The 16,413-nt window shown below is 53.1% G+C and carries 20 protein-coding genes; 11 read left to right on the plus strand and 9 right to left on the minus strand.

Annotated features, from left to right (window positions below; all coding sequences use genetic code 11):
- Positions 1-20: 20 nt before the first annotated feature.
- The 7 genes from ppa to RAL91_RS21750 form a co-directional block, all read right to left on the minus strand.
- Positions 21-548, minus strand: coding sequence for an inorganic diphosphatase (ppa, locus tag RAL91_RS21720; protein WP_306258336.1), 528 nt, complete (start codon positions 546-548; stop codon positions 21-23).
- Positions 535-693, minus strand: coding sequence for a hypothetical protein (locus RAL91_RS21725; RefSeq protein WP_306258337.1), 159 nt, complete (start codon positions 691-693; stop codon positions 535-537). The genes ppa and RAL91_RS21725 overlap by 14 nt, the downstream gene beginning before the upstream one ends.
- Positions 694-750: 57 nt before the next feature.
- Positions 751-1,329: a GNAT family N-acetyltransferase gene (locus tag RAL91_RS21730; protein ID WP_306258338.1), complete on the minus strand. Its 579-nt coding sequence runs from the start codon at positions 1,327-1,329 to the stop codon at positions 751-753.
- A gap of 48 nt (positions 1,330-1,377) precedes the next feature.
- Positions 1,378-2,019 (minus strand): hypothetical protein, encoded by a 642-nt coding sequence (locus RAL91_RS21735; protein ID WP_306258339.1) that lies wholly within the window; start codon positions 2,017-2,019, stop codon positions 1,378-1,380.
- Between the two features lie 115 nt (positions 2,020-2,134).
- Positions 2,135-2,578 (minus strand): GNAT family N-acetyltransferase, encoded by a 444-nt coding sequence (locus RAL91_RS21740; protein ID WP_306258340.1) that lies wholly within the window; start codon positions 2,576-2,578, stop codon positions 2,135-2,137.
- 7 nt (positions 2,579-2,585) lie between these two features.
- Entirely contained in the window at positions 2,586-3,947 is a 1,362-nt protein-coding gene (gene mgtE, locus RAL91_RS21745) for a magnesium transporter (RefSeq protein WP_306263055.1), read from the minus strand.
- Between the two features lie 160 nt (positions 3,948-4,107).
- The gene (locus RAL91_RS21750; protein ID WP_306258341.1) at positions 4,108-4,911 is read right to left on the minus strand and encodes an IclR family transcriptional regulator; all 804 of its coding nucleotides are present in this window, start codon (positions 4,909-4,911) and stop codon (positions 4,108-4,110) included.
- Between the two features lie 129 nt (positions 4,912-5,040).
- Between RAL91_RS21750 and RAL91_RS21755 the strand changes: the two genes are divergently transcribed.
- The 10 genes from RAL91_RS21755 (at position 5,041) to RAL91_RS21800 (ending at position 13,637) form a co-directional block, all read left to right on the plus strand.
- Positions 5,041-5,880, plus strand: a complete 840-nt coding sequence (locus tag RAL91_RS21755; protein WP_306258342.1) for a cyclase family protein — start codon at positions 5,041-5,043, stop codon at positions 5,878-5,880.
- Entirely contained in the window at positions 5,880-6,239 is a 360-nt protein-coding gene (locus RAL91_RS21760; RefSeq protein WP_306258343.1) for a cupin domain-containing protein, read from the plus strand. The genes RAL91_RS21755 and RAL91_RS21760 overlap by 1 nt, the downstream gene beginning before the upstream one ends.
- Positions 6,239-7,048: an SDR family NAD(P)-dependent oxidoreductase gene (locus tag RAL91_RS21765; RefSeq protein ID WP_306258344.1), complete on the plus strand. Its 810-nt coding sequence runs from the start codon at positions 6,239-6,241 to the stop codon at positions 7,046-7,048. Before RAL91_RS21760 ends, RAL91_RS21765 begins: the two co-directional genes overlap by 1 nt.
- On the plus strand, positions 7,049-7,978 hold the full coding sequence (locus RAL91_RS21770) for a 3-hydroxyacyl-CoA dehydrogenase family protein (protein ID WP_306258345.1): 930 nt from the start codon (positions 7,049-7,051) through the stop codon (positions 7,976-7,978). It abuts the gene before it with no gap.
- Between the two features lie 43 nt (positions 7,979-8,021).
- Positions 8,022-9,308, plus strand: a complete 1,287-nt coding sequence (locus RAL91_RS21775; RefSeq protein WP_306258346.1) for an ABC transporter substrate-binding protein — start codon at positions 8,022-8,024, stop codon at positions 9,306-9,308.
- Positions 9,309-9,375: 67 nt separating this feature from the next.
- On the plus strand, positions 9,376-10,104 hold the full coding sequence (locus tag RAL91_RS21780) for an ABC transporter ATP-binding protein (RefSeq protein WP_306258347.1): 729 nt from the start codon (positions 9,376-9,378) through the stop codon (positions 10,102-10,104).
- The gene (locus RAL91_RS21785) at positions 10,097-10,801 is read left to right on the plus strand and encodes an ABC transporter ATP-binding protein (RefSeq protein WP_306258348.1); all 705 of its coding nucleotides are present in this window, start codon (positions 10,097-10,099) and stop codon (positions 10,799-10,801) included. Before RAL91_RS21780 ends, RAL91_RS21785 begins: the two co-directional genes overlap by 8 nt.
- Before the next feature lie 3 nt (positions 10,802-10,804).
- Positions 10,805-11,671 carry a branched-chain amino acid ABC transporter permease gene (locus RAL91_RS21790; RefSeq protein ID WP_306258349.1) on the plus strand — a complete coding sequence of 289 codons (867 nt, stop codon included), beginning with the start codon at positions 10,805-10,807 and terminating at the stop codon, positions 11,669-11,671.
- The gene (locus RAL91_RS21795) at positions 11,668-12,687 is read left to right on the plus strand and encodes a branched-chain amino acid ABC transporter permease (protein WP_306258350.1); all 1,020 of its coding nucleotides are present in this window, start codon (positions 11,668-11,670) and stop codon (positions 12,685-12,687) included. Before RAL91_RS21790 ends, RAL91_RS21795 begins: the two co-directional genes overlap by 4 nt.
- Before the next feature lie 11 nt (positions 12,688-12,698).
- A complete protein-coding gene (locus tag RAL91_RS21800) occupies positions 12,699-13,637 on the plus strand; it encodes a 3-keto-5-aminohexanoate cleavage protein (protein ID WP_306258351.1) in 939 nt (312 codons plus the stop codon).
- A gap of 149 nt (positions 13,638-13,786) precedes the next feature.
- Here RAL91_RS21800 and RAL91_RS21805 read toward each other — a convergent pair whose 3' ends face one another.
- Positions 13,787-14,599 (minus strand): class I SAM-dependent methyltransferase, encoded by an 813-nt coding sequence (locus tag RAL91_RS21805; RefSeq protein WP_306258352.1) that lies wholly within the window; start codon positions 14,597-14,599, stop codon positions 13,787-13,789.
- A 129-nt stretch (positions 14,600-14,728) separates the two neighbouring features.
- Between RAL91_RS21805 and RAL91_RS21810 the strand changes: the two genes are divergently transcribed.
- Positions 14,729-15,415: a helix-turn-helix domain-containing protein gene (locus RAL91_RS21810; RefSeq protein ID WP_306258353.1), complete on the plus strand. Its 687-nt coding sequence runs from the start codon at positions 14,729-14,731 to the stop codon at positions 15,413-15,415.
- Positions 15,416-15,448: 33 nt separating this feature from the next.
- On the opposite strand, the gene RAL91_RS21815 is transcribed toward RAL91_RS21810, so the two are convergent.
- Positions 15,449-16,396, minus strand: a complete 948-nt coding sequence (locus tag RAL91_RS21815; RefSeq protein ID WP_306258354.1) for a LysR family transcriptional regulator — start codon at positions 16,394-16,396, stop codon at positions 15,449-15,451.
- Positions 16,397-16,413: the final 17 nt, after the last annotated feature.

The raw sequence follows: 16,413 nt of genomic DNA on the forward strand, positions 1-16,413 counted from the left end.
AATTTCATTGTCGTATCAGATCAGTTGCCAGCACGGGCGACCGCTTCAATCAGCATTTTCTTGGCAGTTGCGGAATCTTCCCAGCCAACAATTTTTACCCATTTGTTGGGCTCCAGATCCTTGTAGTGGGTGAAGAAATGCTCAATCTGCTTCAAGGTGATCTCCGGCAAATCAGTATGATCTTTCACATGATCATAGCGCTGGGTCAGCTTGCGTGACGGAACAGCAAGAATTTTCTCGTCGCCACCAGACTCATCTTCCATCACCAGCACACCAATCGGCCGGCAATTGATAACGGATCCAGGCATCAAGGGGCGGGTATTGGCAATAATCACGTCTGCCGGGTCGCCATCTTCAGAAAGCGTATGGGGCACAAATCCGTAATTGCCGGGATAACGCATCGGCGTGAACAGGAACCGGTCGACAAACAAAGCACCGGATTCCTTGTCCAGCTCATATTTAATCGGTTCATCACCAATCGGGACTTCAATAATAACATTGATGTCTTCAGGCGGGTTTTTGCCAATAGCAATTTTATCCAGATTCATCTGCAGCAGCCTCATATGTTTGAGCAGTCTTTGCGGCGGTCATGCCGCAAGCTGCACCATCTTTCAAGATAAAGCCGCGAAAATAGCGCTGAACTTTCATTTTACGTGGAATTTCGGGGGGTTCGATCGTTTTGCGCTGCTTCATGAGTTGAGGTGCGGCTGCAAATTATGGCACAGCCTCCTGGCATGAAAACGCCTGCCTCTAAATCCAGCGAAACCCGATGGTTGGTGCCTGTGTGCCGCCAAACATTTCGTGAGACCGCACAAAGGACTCTCCGCCAAGCGACGTATAAAAACCGATCGCCTGATCATTTGCCTCCAGTGCCCAGACAATCAGCGGTCCATGTTCCATGTCTTTCAACTCTGCACGCACACGGTCAAACAGCATCCGACCAAATCCAAGGCCCTGATACTCCGGCAGCAGATAGAGTTCAAAAATCTCGCCCCAGCGTGAAATTGCGTAAGGTGGGTAATTGCGGCGACCGGTGCCGAAATTGGCATACCCGGCAACGCTGCCATCAAATTCAAGCACCAGAAGCCGGGATTGCCGCAGCCTTGCGCCGCCGCCGCTCATACGCCCGCCGATGGAAGCCGGTTCCGCATTCAGTTTTTCAACCGCCGAAAGCCACCAGTGTTTGTTGCGTCGTGCGATGGATTCGCGCAGCGCAGTCCCGTTCAAAATACCATGATAGGCATTGAACCAGGACGCCCGATGCACCTGTGACAAAACAGCGGCGTCGCCAATTTCAGCGGCTCGGATATGTATCGTTGAACGGTCCATGGTGTGAATGATTCGTTAACAATTGGGCAGGATCGTGGCTAACGCAAACTATCCCTGATCTTGCTGTTTCCCTGATGTCGCGATTTTCAGTGTTGCAACCCGCAATGTCATAACCACCAAAGCAAACACCAAAAGGTGGCCGCAAGTCTCCAGAGTTTCCTCCAGATTATGACGCCAGACGGCAAAATCGGGCAGAAATGCCAGATAGCCCCGGTCAACAATTTTCGAGAGCAGGTAGATCAGGAATGCACCACTCAGAAAAAATCGGATCACGCGGCATTGCAGAAATTCATTGATTTGGTTTCGACTCAGCCAACCCCAGATAGTGATGGCCACCAATGCGATGTAAAACCCGTTATTGGTTCCCCAAAAATGCAACTCTCTGAAAAACAAAGCCCAGACAAAACAGGCAAGGAGAAGAGAGAATCTCGCACCGACCCAACGATGAACCGCCAGCACCAATACAGCGGTCATTCCGATGACAACCGGCGCTACGATTTCCTGAACCGGCTTTTCAGTCATCCACCCCATTGGCGTTTTTGTTATCGCCCAAATAATCACAGACAGAATAATTGGTAGCAACCAGACAAAAACAGGGATGGATTTAAGAACAATCACCGCCGTTTTCGATAGGGATACAAAGAGCTCTGTGAGCCGTTCCCTCACTGTTGTGGCAGTCTTGGCAGTCATATTCCATCCAGTTCAGCACAAATTTGCGTTGACCCAATTGATAGCACAAAACTTTCTTAGCCAGCCAATCTTATCAGAGCGGAATCCGCTTCTTCAGGCCTGGCGCTCACTGCCGTCATGACAGTTTTTTGTCATACCGGACAAAGTCGCTCAAAGTTCCAATCCGGTCATACAAGTGCCGCGCAGTTTGGTTTCCTGTGTCGGTGAACCAATAGAGATGATTGGAACCAAGGCGTCTGGCTTCTGCGGAAGCAGCTTCGATCAAGGCGCGACCAACGCCGCCACCACGTTCCGATCTGGCAACATATAAATCCTCAAGATAGCAGCGCAGTTCAATATCCCAGGTGTTGAGATGCATCAGACAATGGGCAAAGCCAACGACGACACCATCTTTACCTTCCGCCACAAGCGCAAAAAAGCTGTCCTGCCCGCCGGTAATACGTGACCAGGTGCTTTCGGTGATGGCGTCACTTAAATCCACTTCGTAGAAAGCAAGATAGCCATCCCATAAACCTTGCCAGGCCTCTCTGTCTTCCGGCTCGATAGCGCGGATAATCACAGCAGCTTCAAATCCCGAACCACCAGGCTGCAAGCCCGAGAAACGCGAAAAAACCGACAACATCTGTGACCGTGGTCACAAACACACCCGACGCAATGGCCGGGTCGACCTTCAGCTTGTCGAGCACAATCGGGATCAGGATGCCTGCCAGGCCAGCGGAAAACATATTTATGATCATGGCCAGCGCAATGATTATGGACAGCGCCGCATTGCCAAACCACATGGCGGTAACCAGGCCGATGACGATCGCAAACAGAAACCCGTTAATCAGGCCCACGGTGCTTTCACGCAGAATAATGCGGCGCACATTGTAGGAATCCAGTTCTCGTGTCGCCAAAGCGCGCACAGCAACGGTCATGGTCTGGGTAGCCGCATTGCCGCCCATGCTGGCCACGATGGGCATCAGTACCGCCAAAGCCACCATCTGCTGGATGGTGGCATCAAAGAGCCCGATAATAACAGAAGCCAGCACAGCGGTACCAAGATTGACCATCAACCAGATAAAGCGACTGCGCACAGCATTGAAGACATTATCTGAAATCTCCTCATCGCCCACACCGGCCATGCGTTTGAAATCTTCTTCATGCTCTTCCTGAATGACATCCACAATGTCATCAATAGTCAGCACACCAACCAGGCGCTCCGATTCATCGACAACGGCGGCGGACACCAGATTGTAACGCTCAAAGGTTCGGGCAACTTCTTCCTGATCTTCTTCGGCCTTCACGGTATGGGCAGTTTCACCCATAATATCAGAGACAGAAACGGGGCGCTTGGTGCGCAACAGACGATCCAGCGCCACAGTTCCCAAAAGCCGATAAGTCGGATCAACCACGAACAATTCATAGAAGCTCTCGGGCAGATCTTCCGTATCACGCATGTAGTCAATCGCCTGACCGACCGTCCAGAACGGTGGAACGGCAATATACTCGGTCTGCATCCGCCGCCCGGCGGATTCTTCGGGATAATTCAAGGACCGCTGAAGAACGACCCTTTCCAGAGCCGGAAGTTGATCCAGAATTTCCGCCTGATCTTCAGCAGTCAGATCTTCCAGAATGAAAACGGCATCATCACTGTCGAGTTCCGACAGCCCTTCCGCAACCGTATCAACCGGTAGATTCTCCAAAAGGCTCAGACGAACGCCTTCATCAAGCTCGGTCAGGGCCGTAAAATCAAAGTCAGACCCCAGCAGCGCAATCAGCCGCGAGCGATCCGGTGCCGGCAGAGCCTCAATCAAATCCGCCAAATCTGCTTCATGCAGATCAGCGGTTAATTGACGCGCCAGAGCTTTGTCGCTGCCCTCAATCGCGAGTTGAACCGCATCAACAAAGATGGTCGCCATGCCGCCGGTTTCCGGATCATGGATCATCCATTCCGGCGCAGCGGCATCCTGTCCGTCTAGCGGATCACTTTCGTCATTCGAGGAAGTGTTTTGCACCATGATTGTGAGCTTCTGAAGGTCAGGGTTTTCACATCCATAGCGCCTTATTGGCCAACATCCAATGCAAACAACGATGGTCCGAAAGATTTCAGGAAATCATCCCGTCAATTTGCGGAACCATGACTTTCAGCAAATCAGCAATTTCAGTTTTGGTTTTGGAAAACCGATAGGAGGGCACAGGAATCGAAAGGGCATAGATTTGGCCCGCAGGGTCGCGAAATCCGTAGCCAACCGCTGAAATGCCCTCAGTATGCTCATCAAAATCCCAGGCAAGGCCAGTGGCGCGAATGCCCTCAAGCTCAGCAATAAGCGTAGACAAAGCCTTACCCGACTGGCTGGCTTTCAACTCCCGCGCGGCAAGGGTTGCCGCTATTTCATCATCAAGCAAAGCCAGCGCGGCTTTGCCATTTGCAGTGGAGATCAAAGGGAAGTTTTCACCCACAGCGGAAACAGTTCTCACCCGGTGTGTGCCAACAACCTGATCGACGAACACCAGATGATCGTCACGCAGTACAGCCAGATCGACAGTCTCACCCGTACGCTCAGCTATTGTCGACATGATAGGCCGCAGCAATTCAGCCGCATCTACGCGCCCAGCCGCTGCCAGTGACTGGATTTCGGGCCCCAGGCGCAACCCGCCTTCAGCGGCGGTGTTCATGATCAGCTTTTCTGCCAGCAGCGCATTGACGATGCGCTGGACAGTCGAGCGCGGCAGACCCACCCGATCTGAAATCTGCCCCAGACTGAGACCGCCATTGTCCTGCTTCAACACGCGGAGAATCTCTGCCGCACGGGCAATAACTTGCACGCCCTGATGTTGCGCAGATTTGCGCGTGACAGCTTGCTCCATTGGATGTGTCGAACCTAACGAATCGGTTTCTGCAGATGTCATTCCTACATCCTTTCGTCAAAGAAATGGATTGTTGGAGAAATAATCCAAAAACTCTTGACCGCATTATGGTACATATGTATCGTAATGCAATACATTTGATCAATTTGCTGAACTTTGGGAGGAGTGAGCATGAGCATCACAGTCCGCGGCATAGAATTTCAAGACAATCTGAATAACGACATGGGGGTTGAGTTTTACAACCTCTCCCACCGTTTTGGCTTCCAGTGCCCCAACTGGCCATATTTTCGGGATGTTCAGATAGAACGCAAGCATTATATGGCGAAATCCGGCGTATTGAGCCAGACCATCACCACTACAATGCACGTCACCACACACATTGACGCTCCTGCCCACGTGGTCCCGGGCACACCCTTTATCGACGAGGTTCCGCTGCCGCATTTCTTCGGCTCTGGCCTCGTTGTGTCCATTCCAAAAAAGAAATGGGAGCAGATAACAGCTGACGATCTGGAAAAAGCCTGTGGCCATGCCATTCGCAAGAATGACGTTCTGATCATCAATACTGGCTGGCACAAGGAATACGAGGATGGCGATTATTTTGCCTATTGCCCGGGCCTCGTTCCTTCCGCCGCCGAGTGGATGGTGGAAAAAGGTATCAAGGTTGTTGGTCATGATACACAGGCAAACGACCACCCTCTGGCAACAGCCATCGGACCGCAGCGCAACGGTCCAATCCTGCCGCATCTGGAAGCGGAATATAAAGAATGGTCCGGCGGCGCTGACTGGAAAGATGCATTCCCCGAGTGGGAACCGGTCCACAACATACTTTTCTCAAATGGCATTCTGGGCATTGAAAACGTGGGCGGCGATCTGGATGCGATCACTGGCAAACGCTGTACCTTTGCCTTTTTCCCATGGAATTGGGACCGCGGTGATGGCTGCATCATCCGTCTGGTTGCCATGATCGACAAAAGCCAGCAATACCGCATTGAAGCCGGCGAGTCCTTCTGATGCATGTCAAACGCTTCGCTGATACGGAATCTTACGAGGCTCCCAATCATCGGGGCGTCGTAGGGCTTCGCCTTCAGGGCTTTGAAGATGGCGGTCCTGAAAACCAGTGGATTGGTTATTCCCAGTTCCTGCCGGGTGGTGGCGCCGGACCCGATGCCACACCGTTTGAAAAAGTCTATGTGGTTCTGTCCGGTGAAATGACCGTCATTATCGATGGTGAGGAAACCGTTCTTGGCGCAATGGATTCATGCACAATTGCACCCAATGAAATGCGCGAAATCGTAAACCGGTCCAAACACACCTGCAACATGCTTGTTGTGATCCCCTATCCGGACGGCAAGCGGCCAGGAGCAGCCTGATGAGTTTTGAAAATCCACTCGACATGTTCAATGTCAAAGGCAAGGTTGCACTGATTACCGGCGCTTCCGGCGCCTTTGGTGCAGTCGCCGCAAAAGCGCTTGCGGGCGCCGGTTGCAAACTGGTGCTGGCTGCAGGCAAAGCTGATGCATTGGCCGAGATCGAGGCCGAATGCAAAGCTGCCGGTGCCGAAGTTGAAGCGTTGAACACGCGCCCGGATAATGAAGCCAATTGCAGTGCCATGGTTGAGGCGGCTGTCAAACGCTTTGGCCAGCTCGATATTCTTGTTGTGGCCTCTGGCATGAACAAGGTTGCCAAAATCAAGGACATGCCGGTTGAAACCTTCACAGCTGTGATGGATGCAAATGTCACACAGTCCTGGATGTTGGCAAAAGTTGCAAGCGTCCAGATGACAGCACAGATTGATGCTGGCACAACGGATACCGGGAAAATTGTTCTGGTCTCCTCTGCCCGTGGTCTGCTCGGTCATCCCGCAGGCTACAGTGCATATTGTGCCTCAAAGTCTGCCGTCGATGGCATTACAAAAGCGCTGGGCTGCGAATTGGGCCCGACCGGCATCACGGTCAATGCCATCGCGCCAACCGTATTCCGCTCTCCTCTCACCGCCTGGATGTTTGGCGATACGGATGAAGCCAGGGCTGTGCGTGCCGGCTTCCTGGCACGCGTACCAAAAGGAAGGCTTGGCGAACCGGAAGATCTGGTCGGCCCGCTGCTGTTCCTGGCCTCAAAAGCCTCTGACTTTTATACAGGGCACATCCTGTATGCAGATGGCGGATATACGGCGGGTTAAATGTCCTCAGAAAGCTTGCGCAATATAGCGATCATCGGTGCGGGTCTTATGGGTAATGGCATCGCCCTGACCTTTGCCCGCGCTGGGTATGCTGTTCGTGTCTATGATCCGGTCGCAGACAGTCTGGAAACCCTGAAGGCGCGCATTTCTGACAGTTTGATCGCTCTGGGCGTGCATGCTGATGATGTGCCCGCCATCATAACTAACGTTACACCCTGCACTGATTTGTCTGATGCTGTCCGCGCCGCCGATCTTGTGGTCGAGGCTGCGCCGGAAAAACTGGCGCTGAAACAGCAGATTTTCGCGGATGTGGAAGCCCATGCGCCGGCCCATTGCCTGCTGGCGTCCAACACATCTGTCATTCCGATTACCAGCATCATGGAAAATCTCAACGACCGCAGCCGCGCTTTGGGAACCCATTGGTGGAACCCGCCGCATATGATCCCTCTGGTCGAAGTCATTCGAACCGAATGGACCACGGATGTGGCCATGGAGCAGATGGTCGCCATTCTGTCAGAAATCGGCAAGACTCCGGTTCGGGTGGAAAAGGACGTCCCCGGTTTCATTGGCAACCGCCTTCAGCACGCTTTGTGGCGTGAGGCTGTCAGCCTGGTTGAAAATGGTGTTTGCTCTGCAGAGGCTGTCGACAGCGTTATCAAATCCAGTTTCGGCCGCCGTCTGGCTGTGCTTGGGCCACTGGAAAATGCCGATCTTGTTGGCACCGATCTGACCCTTGATATTCATAAAAACGTATTGGCCGATCTGGAGGCAAGCGGCGCGCCGTCGCCCTATCTGGAGCGCCTTGTATCTGAGGGTAAACTGGGCATGAAATCCGGTGAGGGCTTTCGCAACTGGACATCAGAGACAGCCGAAGCAACCCGCAACCGTGTCACGACGCATCTGAGGAAACTCGATACAATACTGGAATAAATCACCCGCCTTTTGTGGAGGACGGGAATTCAGGAGGAAGACTATGACAAGAAAAACCAATCATGCCAGCGTCACACGCCGAACCGTTCTCACCGGTCTGGGCGCGACTATTGCAGCACCTGCCATTCTGCGTCACAGCCGTGCCTATGCAGCCAATCCCGTTATCAAAATTGGCCATGTCAGCCCGCGCACCGGCCCGATTGCCGCTTTTACCGAGGCGGATGATTTTGTCCTGGCTGGTATTCAGAAAGCCTTTGCTGGCGGCCTGATGAACAATGGCAAAACATATGATGTTGAAATCATCTCAAAAGATTCCCAATCCAACCCCAACCGGGCATCGGAAGTCGCGGCCGAGTTGATCCTCAGCGACGAGGTTGACCTCATTGTTGCAGCATCCACACCGGAAACAACCAATCCGGTCGCTGATCAAGCTGAAATCAACGACGTGCCCTGCATCACCACCGATTGCCCATGGCAGCCTTACTTCTTTGGCCGCAACGGCAACCCTGCAGAAGGGTTCCGGAGCACTTACCATTTCTTCTGGGGTCTTGAGGATGTAATTGGCGCATTCCTCGACATGTGGAGCGAAAGTGGCGTTGCAAAGAACGTTGCCGGCCTCTTCCCCAATGATGCGGATGGAAATGCCTGGGGCGATCCCGAGCTTGGTCTGCCAAAGCCGCTGGCCGCTGCTGGATACAATCTTGTTGATCCGGGCCGCTATCAGCCATTGTCTGACGATTTCTCATCACAGATTTCAGCTTTCAAGGAAGCTGGCTGTGAGATCGTCACCGGCAACATGATCCCGCCTGACTTTGCCAATTTCTGGTCGCAGGCAGCACAACAGGGTTTCAATCCAAAGATTGTCACCATTGGTAAAGCGCTTCTGTTCCCGTCGGTTGTCAATTCATTCGGTGAGCGGGCCAATGGTCTGTCATCTGAAATCTGGTGGTCTCCAAATCATCCGTTCTCATCCAGTCTGACACAGGCATCAGCGAAAGATCTGGCAGACAGCTATGTAGCTGATACTGGCCGAGCCTGGACGCAACCAATCGGCTTTAAACATGCCCTGTTTGAAGTGGCAGCAGATGTGATCACACGGGCAGCGGATTTGGATGATCCAGAAGCCATTGTTGAAGCCATTGCCGCAACAAATCTCAACACGATCGTTGGCCCTGTTGACTGGTCAAAAGGTCCGGTCAAGAACGTCACCAAGACACCGCTGGTTGCAGGCCAGTGGCAGAAACAGGGTGACGCATTGGAGTTGGTCATTACAGCAAACAAGCTCGCACCGGAAATTCCGGTTGGTGGCGAATTGCAGCTGATCGGCTGATCTGATCCAACGCACCTCATATCCGCCTCATCGGTCTTGGGACCGGTGAGGCAATTTTGGAAACACCATGTCAACTGTTCTGAAACTGCAGGATGTCTCCAAGGCATTCGGTGCTATCACAGTATCCGATGAGCTGAGCTATGAGTTGCAAAGCGGCGAAGCTCTGGGCGTCATTGGGCCCAATGGCGCTGGCAAAACATCCATGTTCAATCTGATCACAGGTGCTTTGACGCCTGATGCTGGCAGCATCTGGTTCAACGGTACCAATGTGACAGGTATGAGCGCTGCGAAGCGCTGCCGCAGTGGTATTGCACGCTCCTTCCAGATCCCGCAGCCCTTTGGCGCGATGAGCGTTTTTGAAAACGCTCTTGTGGCAGCAACCCATGGCGCCGGACTCGCTAAATCAGAGGCAAATGAGCAATGCCTCAGCGCGCTTGAACAAACCGGCCTTTTGCCGAAAGCAAACATACTGGCTGGAAATTTGACGCTGCTGGAACGCAAGCGCCTTGAATTGACCCGCGCGCTCTGCGCCAGGCCCAAACTGCTGTTACTGGATGAAATTGCTGGTGGCCTGACCGAAAAAGAATGTCATTCGCTTGTGGAAACGATCAAGGACATTCGCTCGACCGGAATTTCCATCATCTGGATCGAACACATTGTGCATGCCTTGCTGGCTGTCGTTGATCGCCTTGTCGTGATTGACTTTGGCCGCAAGATTGCCGAGGGCGAACCGAAAGCCATCATGGACAGCAAGCAGGTCAAGGAAATCTATATGGGGATTGAAGTCGATGGCTGATCCGATCCTCAAAATACAAAACCTCGAAGCCTATTACGGTGACTTCCAGGCCCTGTTCGGCATCAATTGCGAAGTCAATAAGGGCGAGATCATTGCCATTATCGGTGCCAATGGCGCAGGCAAAACCACACTCATGCGCGCCATCACCGGGCTGCTGAAAAGTGAACCGGATATGGTGCAGTGGCAGGGCAGCCCCATTGGTGCTTTGCGGGCAGATCAAGTGGCCGGGCTTGGCATCGCCATGGTGCCGGAAGGCCGCCAGTTATTTCCCTCGCTCTCCGTTGAGGAAAATCTGAAAATCGGCGGTCAGGTTGGCCGCAGCGGTGCCTGGAACCTGGAAGCGGTGTTCGAGCTGTTTCCAATTCTCAAGGAACGCCGCAATGTGCCTTCAACAGCCCTGTCCGGTGGGCAGCAGCAAATGGTCGCCATTGGCCGCGCATTGATGTCCAATCCCGACTTGATTCTGTTCGACGAAATCAGCCTTGGCCTCGCGCCAATCATCATCAAAACCATTTACGACGCGCTTCCAAATATTGTTGGTGATGGCATGACCAGCATCATCGTTGAGCAGGACATTGCAAAAGCCTTGTCTGTCTCTGACCGTGTCTATTGTCTGCAGGAAGGACGCGTTTCGCTGGAAGGCGACGTCAAATCCATCTCACGAGAGGAAATCAGCAATGCCTATTTCGGAGTGTGATTCATGGATTGGGTAAATGCAGTTCTTCAAGGTGTCCTGCTGGGCGGGCTCTACGCCCTGTTCGCAGCTGGCCTATCGCTGATTTTCGGCGTCATGCGGTTGGTCAATATTGCCCATGGTGATTTCATTGTGCTGGCCGCTTTTCTTGGCCTCGTTGTGACAACAACATTGGGTCTGCATTCAATGGTCGCCCTGCTCATTGTCGTGCCCTTCATGGCGCTGCTTGGTTATCTGCTGCAGCGCTGCATACTGAACCAGACACTTGGCAAAGACATTCTGCCGCCGCTGCTGGTCACATTCGGCCTCTCGGTCATCATTCAAAATGGCCTTCTGGAGGTCTTTACCGCAAACCCGCAAAAGCTCAGCGCCGGTGCGTTGGAAACTGCCAGTATACCGCTTGGCGCTGGACTGAATGCTGGCGTTCTGCCGGTTCTGACCTTTGCTGCGGCTGTCGTGATCATTGCGCTGCTGCAGTGGATTTTCTACCGCACCGCTCTTGGCCGTGCCTTTCGCGCTGTGTCCGATAATCAGGACATCGCTCAATTGATGGGCCTGAACAAATCCCACATTTTCGGCCTTGCCATGGCCTTGTCCATGGCTGTCATTGCCATTGCCGGCATCTTCCTGGCTGTCCGCACCAGCTTCGACCCTTCCGTTGGCCCTGCCCGTCTGATCTTCGGCTTCGAAGCCGTTATCATTGGAGGCCTTGGTAATTTGTGGGGCACGCTGATTGGCGGCATCATTCTGGGCGTCAGCCAGAACATAGGCGCACAGATCAATCCCGGCTGGCAGCTTTTGGCAGGCCATATTGCCTTTCTCGTCGTGCTGGCTGTGCGTCCGCGTGGCCTGTTCCCGAGGGTAGATGGATGAGCGCTGCAACAGAACATATTATTGTCCAATCCTCCCGGACCAGCCGGGCAGCCTCCATTGTGGCTTTGCTTTTGCTTGCCACTCTTGTGGCAGCTCCCTGGTGGGCGGGTCGGGCCGATTTACGCCTCTTCGGTGAAATCTATCTTTATGTGGCTTTGGCCTGTCTGTGGAATTTTCTTGCAGGCTATGCTGGTCTTGTCTCGGTAGGACAGCAGGCCTTTGTTGGGTTTGGCGGTTATTGCCTGTTTGCACTGGCAATTTTTCTGGGCGTGCACCCCATGGCGGCTGTCCCATTGATTTTCATTCTGGGAACGTTGATTTCCATTCCCGTCGCAGTGCTGATCTTCCGTCTTCGTGGCGCCTATTTTGCCATTGGCACCTGGGTCATCGCCGAAGTATTCCGCCTTTCCGCCGCGCAGATTTCAGCGCTTGGCGGAGGTTCGGGGACCAGTATACCGGTTGACATTGTCCGGTCCATTGCCTCGTCCAGATCAGGCCGCGAACATGCCGCCTATTGGGCAGCTTTGGCTATTGCGATCCTTGTCATCGCCAGCGTCTATCTGTTCCTGCGCTCCCGGCAGGGACTGGCCCTGCAAGCGATCCGCGATAATGAAACAGCGGCACAGGCAATGGGCATCGATATCTGGCGCACCAAGTTCTTTGTCTACATCGTAACGGCAGGCCTGACGTCGGCCGTTGGCGCGCTGATTTTCCTGCAAAAGCTGCGCATTTCACCAGATGCCGCTTTCAGCGTGAATGACTGGACAGCCTTCGTAATTTTCATTGTGGTGATTGGCGGCATTGGCACGATTGAAGGCCCCATTATCGGAACCATCGTGTTCTTCCTGCTCCGCGAAACGCTGGCGGATCTGGGGTCCGTTTACCTGCTCATTCTTGGGTTCGTCGCCATTGTCGTCATGCTGCGCGCTCCCAGCGGGCTATGGGGTTTTGTCAAAAGCCGCACAGGCATTGAATTGTTCCCGACCACCAGACGGGTTGAACCGAAGCGTAATTGAAGGAGGCCATAATGGCTCGAAAGCAGAAAAAGACCATCATCACTTGCGCCATAACAGGTGCAATTCACACACCCACAATGTCTGATGCGCTGCCCTTTACGCCCGAAGATATTGCCGATCAGGCCATCGCCGCATCAGAAGCTGGCGCGGCCATTTTGCATCTTCATGCACGCCGACCTGATGATGGCGGTGTATCAATTGATCCGGAGAATTTCAGGCGCTTCCTGCCGGTCATCAAACAGGCAACCGACGCGGTGATCAACGTCTCCACCGGCGGCAGCATTCTCAACACCATGGAAGAACGCATTGCGCCTGCCAAATGGGCATCACCGGAAATGTGCTCGCTGAATATGGGGTCCATGAACTTCTCTTTCCACCCGCTGGCTGACCGCTACAAAGAGTGGAAATTCGATTGGGAAGAAGAATATGTCCGCAATTCAGATACCTATATCTTCCGCAATACGTTTTCAGACATTGGCTATGTCGCCAAGGAACTGGGCGAAGGTCACAACGTTAAATTCGAACACGAATGCTATGATGTCGGCCATTTGTACAATATGAAATTCTGCATGGATACCGGCATGTTCAAGGCTCCGGTTTTCATCCAGTTCATCTTCGGCATTCTTGGCGGTATTGGCCCGGACATCGACAATCTGATTTTCATGAAGCGCACAGCAGACCGCTTGTTTGGCGATGATTATCAATGGTCGGTACTGGGCGCTGGCGGCGCACAGATGCCCTTTGCCGCCACAGCCTCTCAGATGGGTGGTAATGTGCGGGTTGGACTGGAAGATTCCCTTTTCGTTTCCAGAGGCAAACTGGCCGAATCCAACGCTGAACAAGTCACCAAAATCCGCCGCATCGTCGAAGACCTTGGCTGTCAGGTCGCAACCCCGGATGAAGCCCGCGAGATGCTGGATTTGAAGGGTGCTGACCGCACCGCATTTTAGCAGCGAGTGATTGCCTCCGCTGGTTTTTGGATTCTCGGAACAAGGTCGAGAATGAGGATAGATCGACGCCTGCCCGTTTTCTCAGAAAAGAGACGGAGAACACCGTCACCCTCGGACTTGCTCCGAGGGTTCATAACGACACACATCATTCACTGCAAAGTTGCTGTCACAATACGGTTTGGCATTGGCACAACCACAATTTCGCCCTGCCGAAAAGTCTCAACGCCCTCACGCAACAGAGCTTCAATCCGTCTCTGCACGTCTTCTGGCTGAGCTTTCATGACAAAGGTAGCCCGTACAGTGGCTGCCTTCAGGAAGGCCACAAAATCATCCGGCGCGCAGGTAATTTCAGATGGGAAAGTCTCAATGGTGACATCGCCAAATCCAGCGGATTCCAAAACCTGTTTTGCAACAGCTTCATCCGCCAAACGAAATGCATCAGGCGCAGCCGGGATTGTGACCGCCTGATCGACATTTCCAAGAATTGTCTCGAAAATCAACCGGAATCCCTCTGATGCATCCGGGCCAACCCATGTGGTAAATCCATAGCGCCCGCCGGGTTTCAAAACCCGCGCAGCTTCCATTATGGCCTTGTCCGGGTCAGGTAGATGATAATGTCCGAAATTGGTAAGGACGGCATCAAACGTTGCATCTTCAAACGGTAGGTTTTGTGCATTCCCCGTTACAAATCGAGCTGAGGGCACAGACAGTTTAGCCTGTTCAATCATATCTGGCGCAAAATCGATGCCGCTGACATTTGCGCCACTTGGAAACAAGTGTTTGGCAACAGCGCCCGTCCCACAACACACATCCAGAATATGATCTGTTGCCCGCGGTTTTATCAATTCAATCAATCTGGGGATCGTCGACCCCGTCATCTTCAAAGTAGTCCTGTCATAGCGGGCCGCACGTTCCTGCCAGCCAATCCATTCCAGCTTTTCAAATTTGCTGTAAATACTCATGCCCTGATGTCCTCTTCCCTGTTTGATGAGACGGACACTAGATCGACAAATGTTGCAACAGATAGTCCATGGGCTGTAGTGTTGAACTACATAAAGTGGAGTAACCCGCTTTTCACCGTGGAGAATGACATGGAATACGGCCAGTTCTGCCCCATTGCGAAGGCATCGGAAGTCATCGGTGAGAAATGGACGGTCCTGATCATTCGTGAAATCCTGATGGGTGGCAGGCGCTTTTCAGAGCTGCAACGCGGCCTTGGAACCATATCGCCAACCCTGCTGACCAAACGCCTCGCAGATCTGGAGAGCAACGGTCTGATCTATCGGAAAACCGTAAGCGGACAGCGCAACCATGAATATTTTCCGACAGAAGCCTGCAAGGAGCTACAACCAGTGCTCATGTCCATCGGCAATTGGGGAATGCGCTGGGCTCATGAAAATCTTCGGACACATGAATATGACGTGGAACTGCTGATCATCTATCTGCAACGCAGCATTCAACCGGAAAAACTGCCGCCGTCACAAACCATCATCCAATTCACATTTTCCGATATGGTCGATAAAGCCCATTGGTGGCTGATCTGTGATGCCGGCGAGATCGAGGCCTGTGACAAGAATCCGGGTAAAGATATCGACGTCTATTTCAACACCACCGTCAAAACCATGACGGATATCTGGATGCAAAAGCGCTCCTACCGGGACGCAAGGCGCGCAAAGGAAATAGCCGTTACCGGCAATAATTATCTGGTGGATAATGTGTGGTCATGGATGTCCCACAGTCCGTTTGAAGCCCTGCCACCCGCCGAGAATATTCTCTGATTTTGGCCGGAACAGCCCTGCTGCTCCAGCGCTTCAGGCCGCGTGATTATCAACGTCATGCGCCATGTCAGCACCGAATTCCCAGGGGCGATACAGCTTGAACCGCTGCTTCAGAAATTCCACAAACGCCCGCAGATTGGGTGCCATGCTCCGATGCGGCATGAACACCACGTTGAAATCAACAGACGGCCCGCGATAGTCGGGAAGAACCGGCACGAGACGACCGGCGCGCACATGCTCATGCGTCATCCATGCGGGAAGCAATGCAACGCCAATACCGCTGAGGGTCATTGACAGCATGGCCTCATGATCCCGCACCGACAGGCGTGGCGTCACACGGATGGTTACATTGTCAGTGCCGCGCTTCAGCGCCAGATCGGCAGGACCATAGGTAATCGCACTGGAAATATAAGAGTGATCTGGCAGATCATCGGGATGCTCAAGCGGATCGGCAGATGCAAGATATTCCGGGCTTGCATAGAGCATTTGCGTAGACGACCCCAAGGGGATCGCACACAAGGACTCATCATCGATTTCGCCTTTGCGCACAGCCAGATCACAGCGTTCTTCACTTAAATCCACCTTGCGGCTGGTAATCGTCAGATTCAGGCGGATGTCGGGATAGGCCTTCATGAACTCCGGCAACACAGGCAGAATGAAATTGCGCCCCAAAGTCTCCGGCACGCTCACATTCAACAATCCGCTTGGCGTGGAATGCATCAAACGAATGGCGTAATCTGCATCGCGGGCCTCACTCACCAGGCGTGCGCAATGCTCGTAATAAACCCGCCCGCTTTCGGTCAGGCCAAGCTTGCGGGTCGTGCGGTGCATCAATTTGACATCAAGCCGGTCTTCCAGCGCAGCAACACGGCGGCTGACATTTGATTTTGAGATTTGCAGCACATTGGCTGCGGCTGAAAAGCTGTTCTGCTCAACAACCGCCGCAAATGTCGCCATATCCGTCAAAAGTTCTGCGTCCATCGATTGTCCCACATATG

This window comes from Pararhizobium sp. IMCC21322, from assembly GCF_030758295.1.
Taxonomy (GTDB): Bacteria; Pseudomonadota; Alphaproteobacteria; order Rhizobiales.

Coding starts and splice junctions, on each gene's coding strand:
- ppa (WP_306258336.1), bottom strand. CDS start 548: ATGAATCTGGATAAAATTGCTATTGGCAAAAACCCGCCTGAAGACATC.
- RAL91_RS21725 (WP_306258337.1), bottom strand. CDS start 693: ATGAAGCAGCGCAAAACGATCGAACCCCCCGAAATTCCACGTAAAATG.
- RAL91_RS21730 (WP_306258338.1), bottom strand. CDS start 1,329: ATGGACCGTTCAACGATACATATCCGAGCCGCTGAAATTGGCGACGCC.
- RAL91_RS21735 (WP_306258339.1), bottom strand. CDS start 2,019: ATGACTGCCAAGACTGCCACAACAGTGAGGGAACGGCTCACAGAGCTC.
- mgtE (WP_306263055.1), bottom strand. CDS start 3,947: ATGATCCATGATCCGGAAACCGGCGGCATGGCGACCATCTTTGTTGAT.
- RAL91_RS21750 (WP_306258341.1), bottom strand. CDS start 4,911: ATGACATCTGCAGAAACCGATTCGTTAGGTTCGACACATCCAATGGAG.
- RAL91_RS21755 (WP_306258342.1), top strand. CDS start 5,041: ATGAGCATCACAGTCCGCGGCATAGAATTTCAAGACAATCTGAATAAC.
- RAL91_RS21760 (WP_306258343.1), top strand. CDS start 5,880: ATGCATGTCAAACGCTTCGCTGATACGGAATCTTACGAGGCTCCCAAT.
- RAL91_RS21765 (WP_306258344.1), top strand. CDS start 6,239: ATGAGTTTTGAAAATCCACTCGACATGTTCAATGTCAAAGGCAAGGTT.
- RAL91_RS21770 (WP_306258345.1), top strand. CDS start 7,049: ATGTCCTCAGAAAGCTTGCGCAATATAGCGATCATCGGTGCGGGTCTT.
- RAL91_RS21775 (WP_306258346.1), top strand. CDS start 8,022: ATGACAAGAAAAACCAATCATGCCAGCGTCACACGCCGAACCGTTCTC.
- RAL91_RS21780 (WP_306258347.1), top strand. CDS start 9,376: ATGTCAACTGTTCTGAAACTGCAGGATGTCTCCAAGGCATTCGGTGCT.
- RAL91_RS21785 (WP_306258348.1), top strand. CDS start 10,097: ATGGCTGATCCGATCCTCAAAATACAAAACCTCGAAGCCTATTACGGT.
- RAL91_RS21790 (WP_306258349.1), top strand. CDS start 10,805: ATGGATTGGGTAAATGCAGTTCTTCAAGGTGTCCTGCTGGGCGGGCTC.
- RAL91_RS21795 (WP_306258350.1), top strand. CDS start 11,668: ATGAGCGCTGCAACAGAACATATTATTGTCCAATCCTCCCGGACCAGC.
- RAL91_RS21800 (WP_306258351.1), top strand. CDS start 12,699: ATGGCTCGAAAGCAGAAAAAGACCATCATCACTTGCGCCATAACAGGT.
- RAL91_RS21805 (WP_306258352.1), bottom strand. CDS start 14,599: ATGAGTATTTACAGCAAATTTGAAAAGCTGGAATGGATTGGCTGGCAG.
- RAL91_RS21810 (WP_306258353.1), top strand. CDS start 14,729: ATGGAATACGGCCAGTTCTGCCCCATTGCGAAGGCATCGGAAGTCATC.
- RAL91_RS21815 (WP_306258354.1), bottom strand. CDS start 16,396: ATGGACGCAGAACTTTTGACGGATATGGCGACATTTGCGGCGGTTGTT.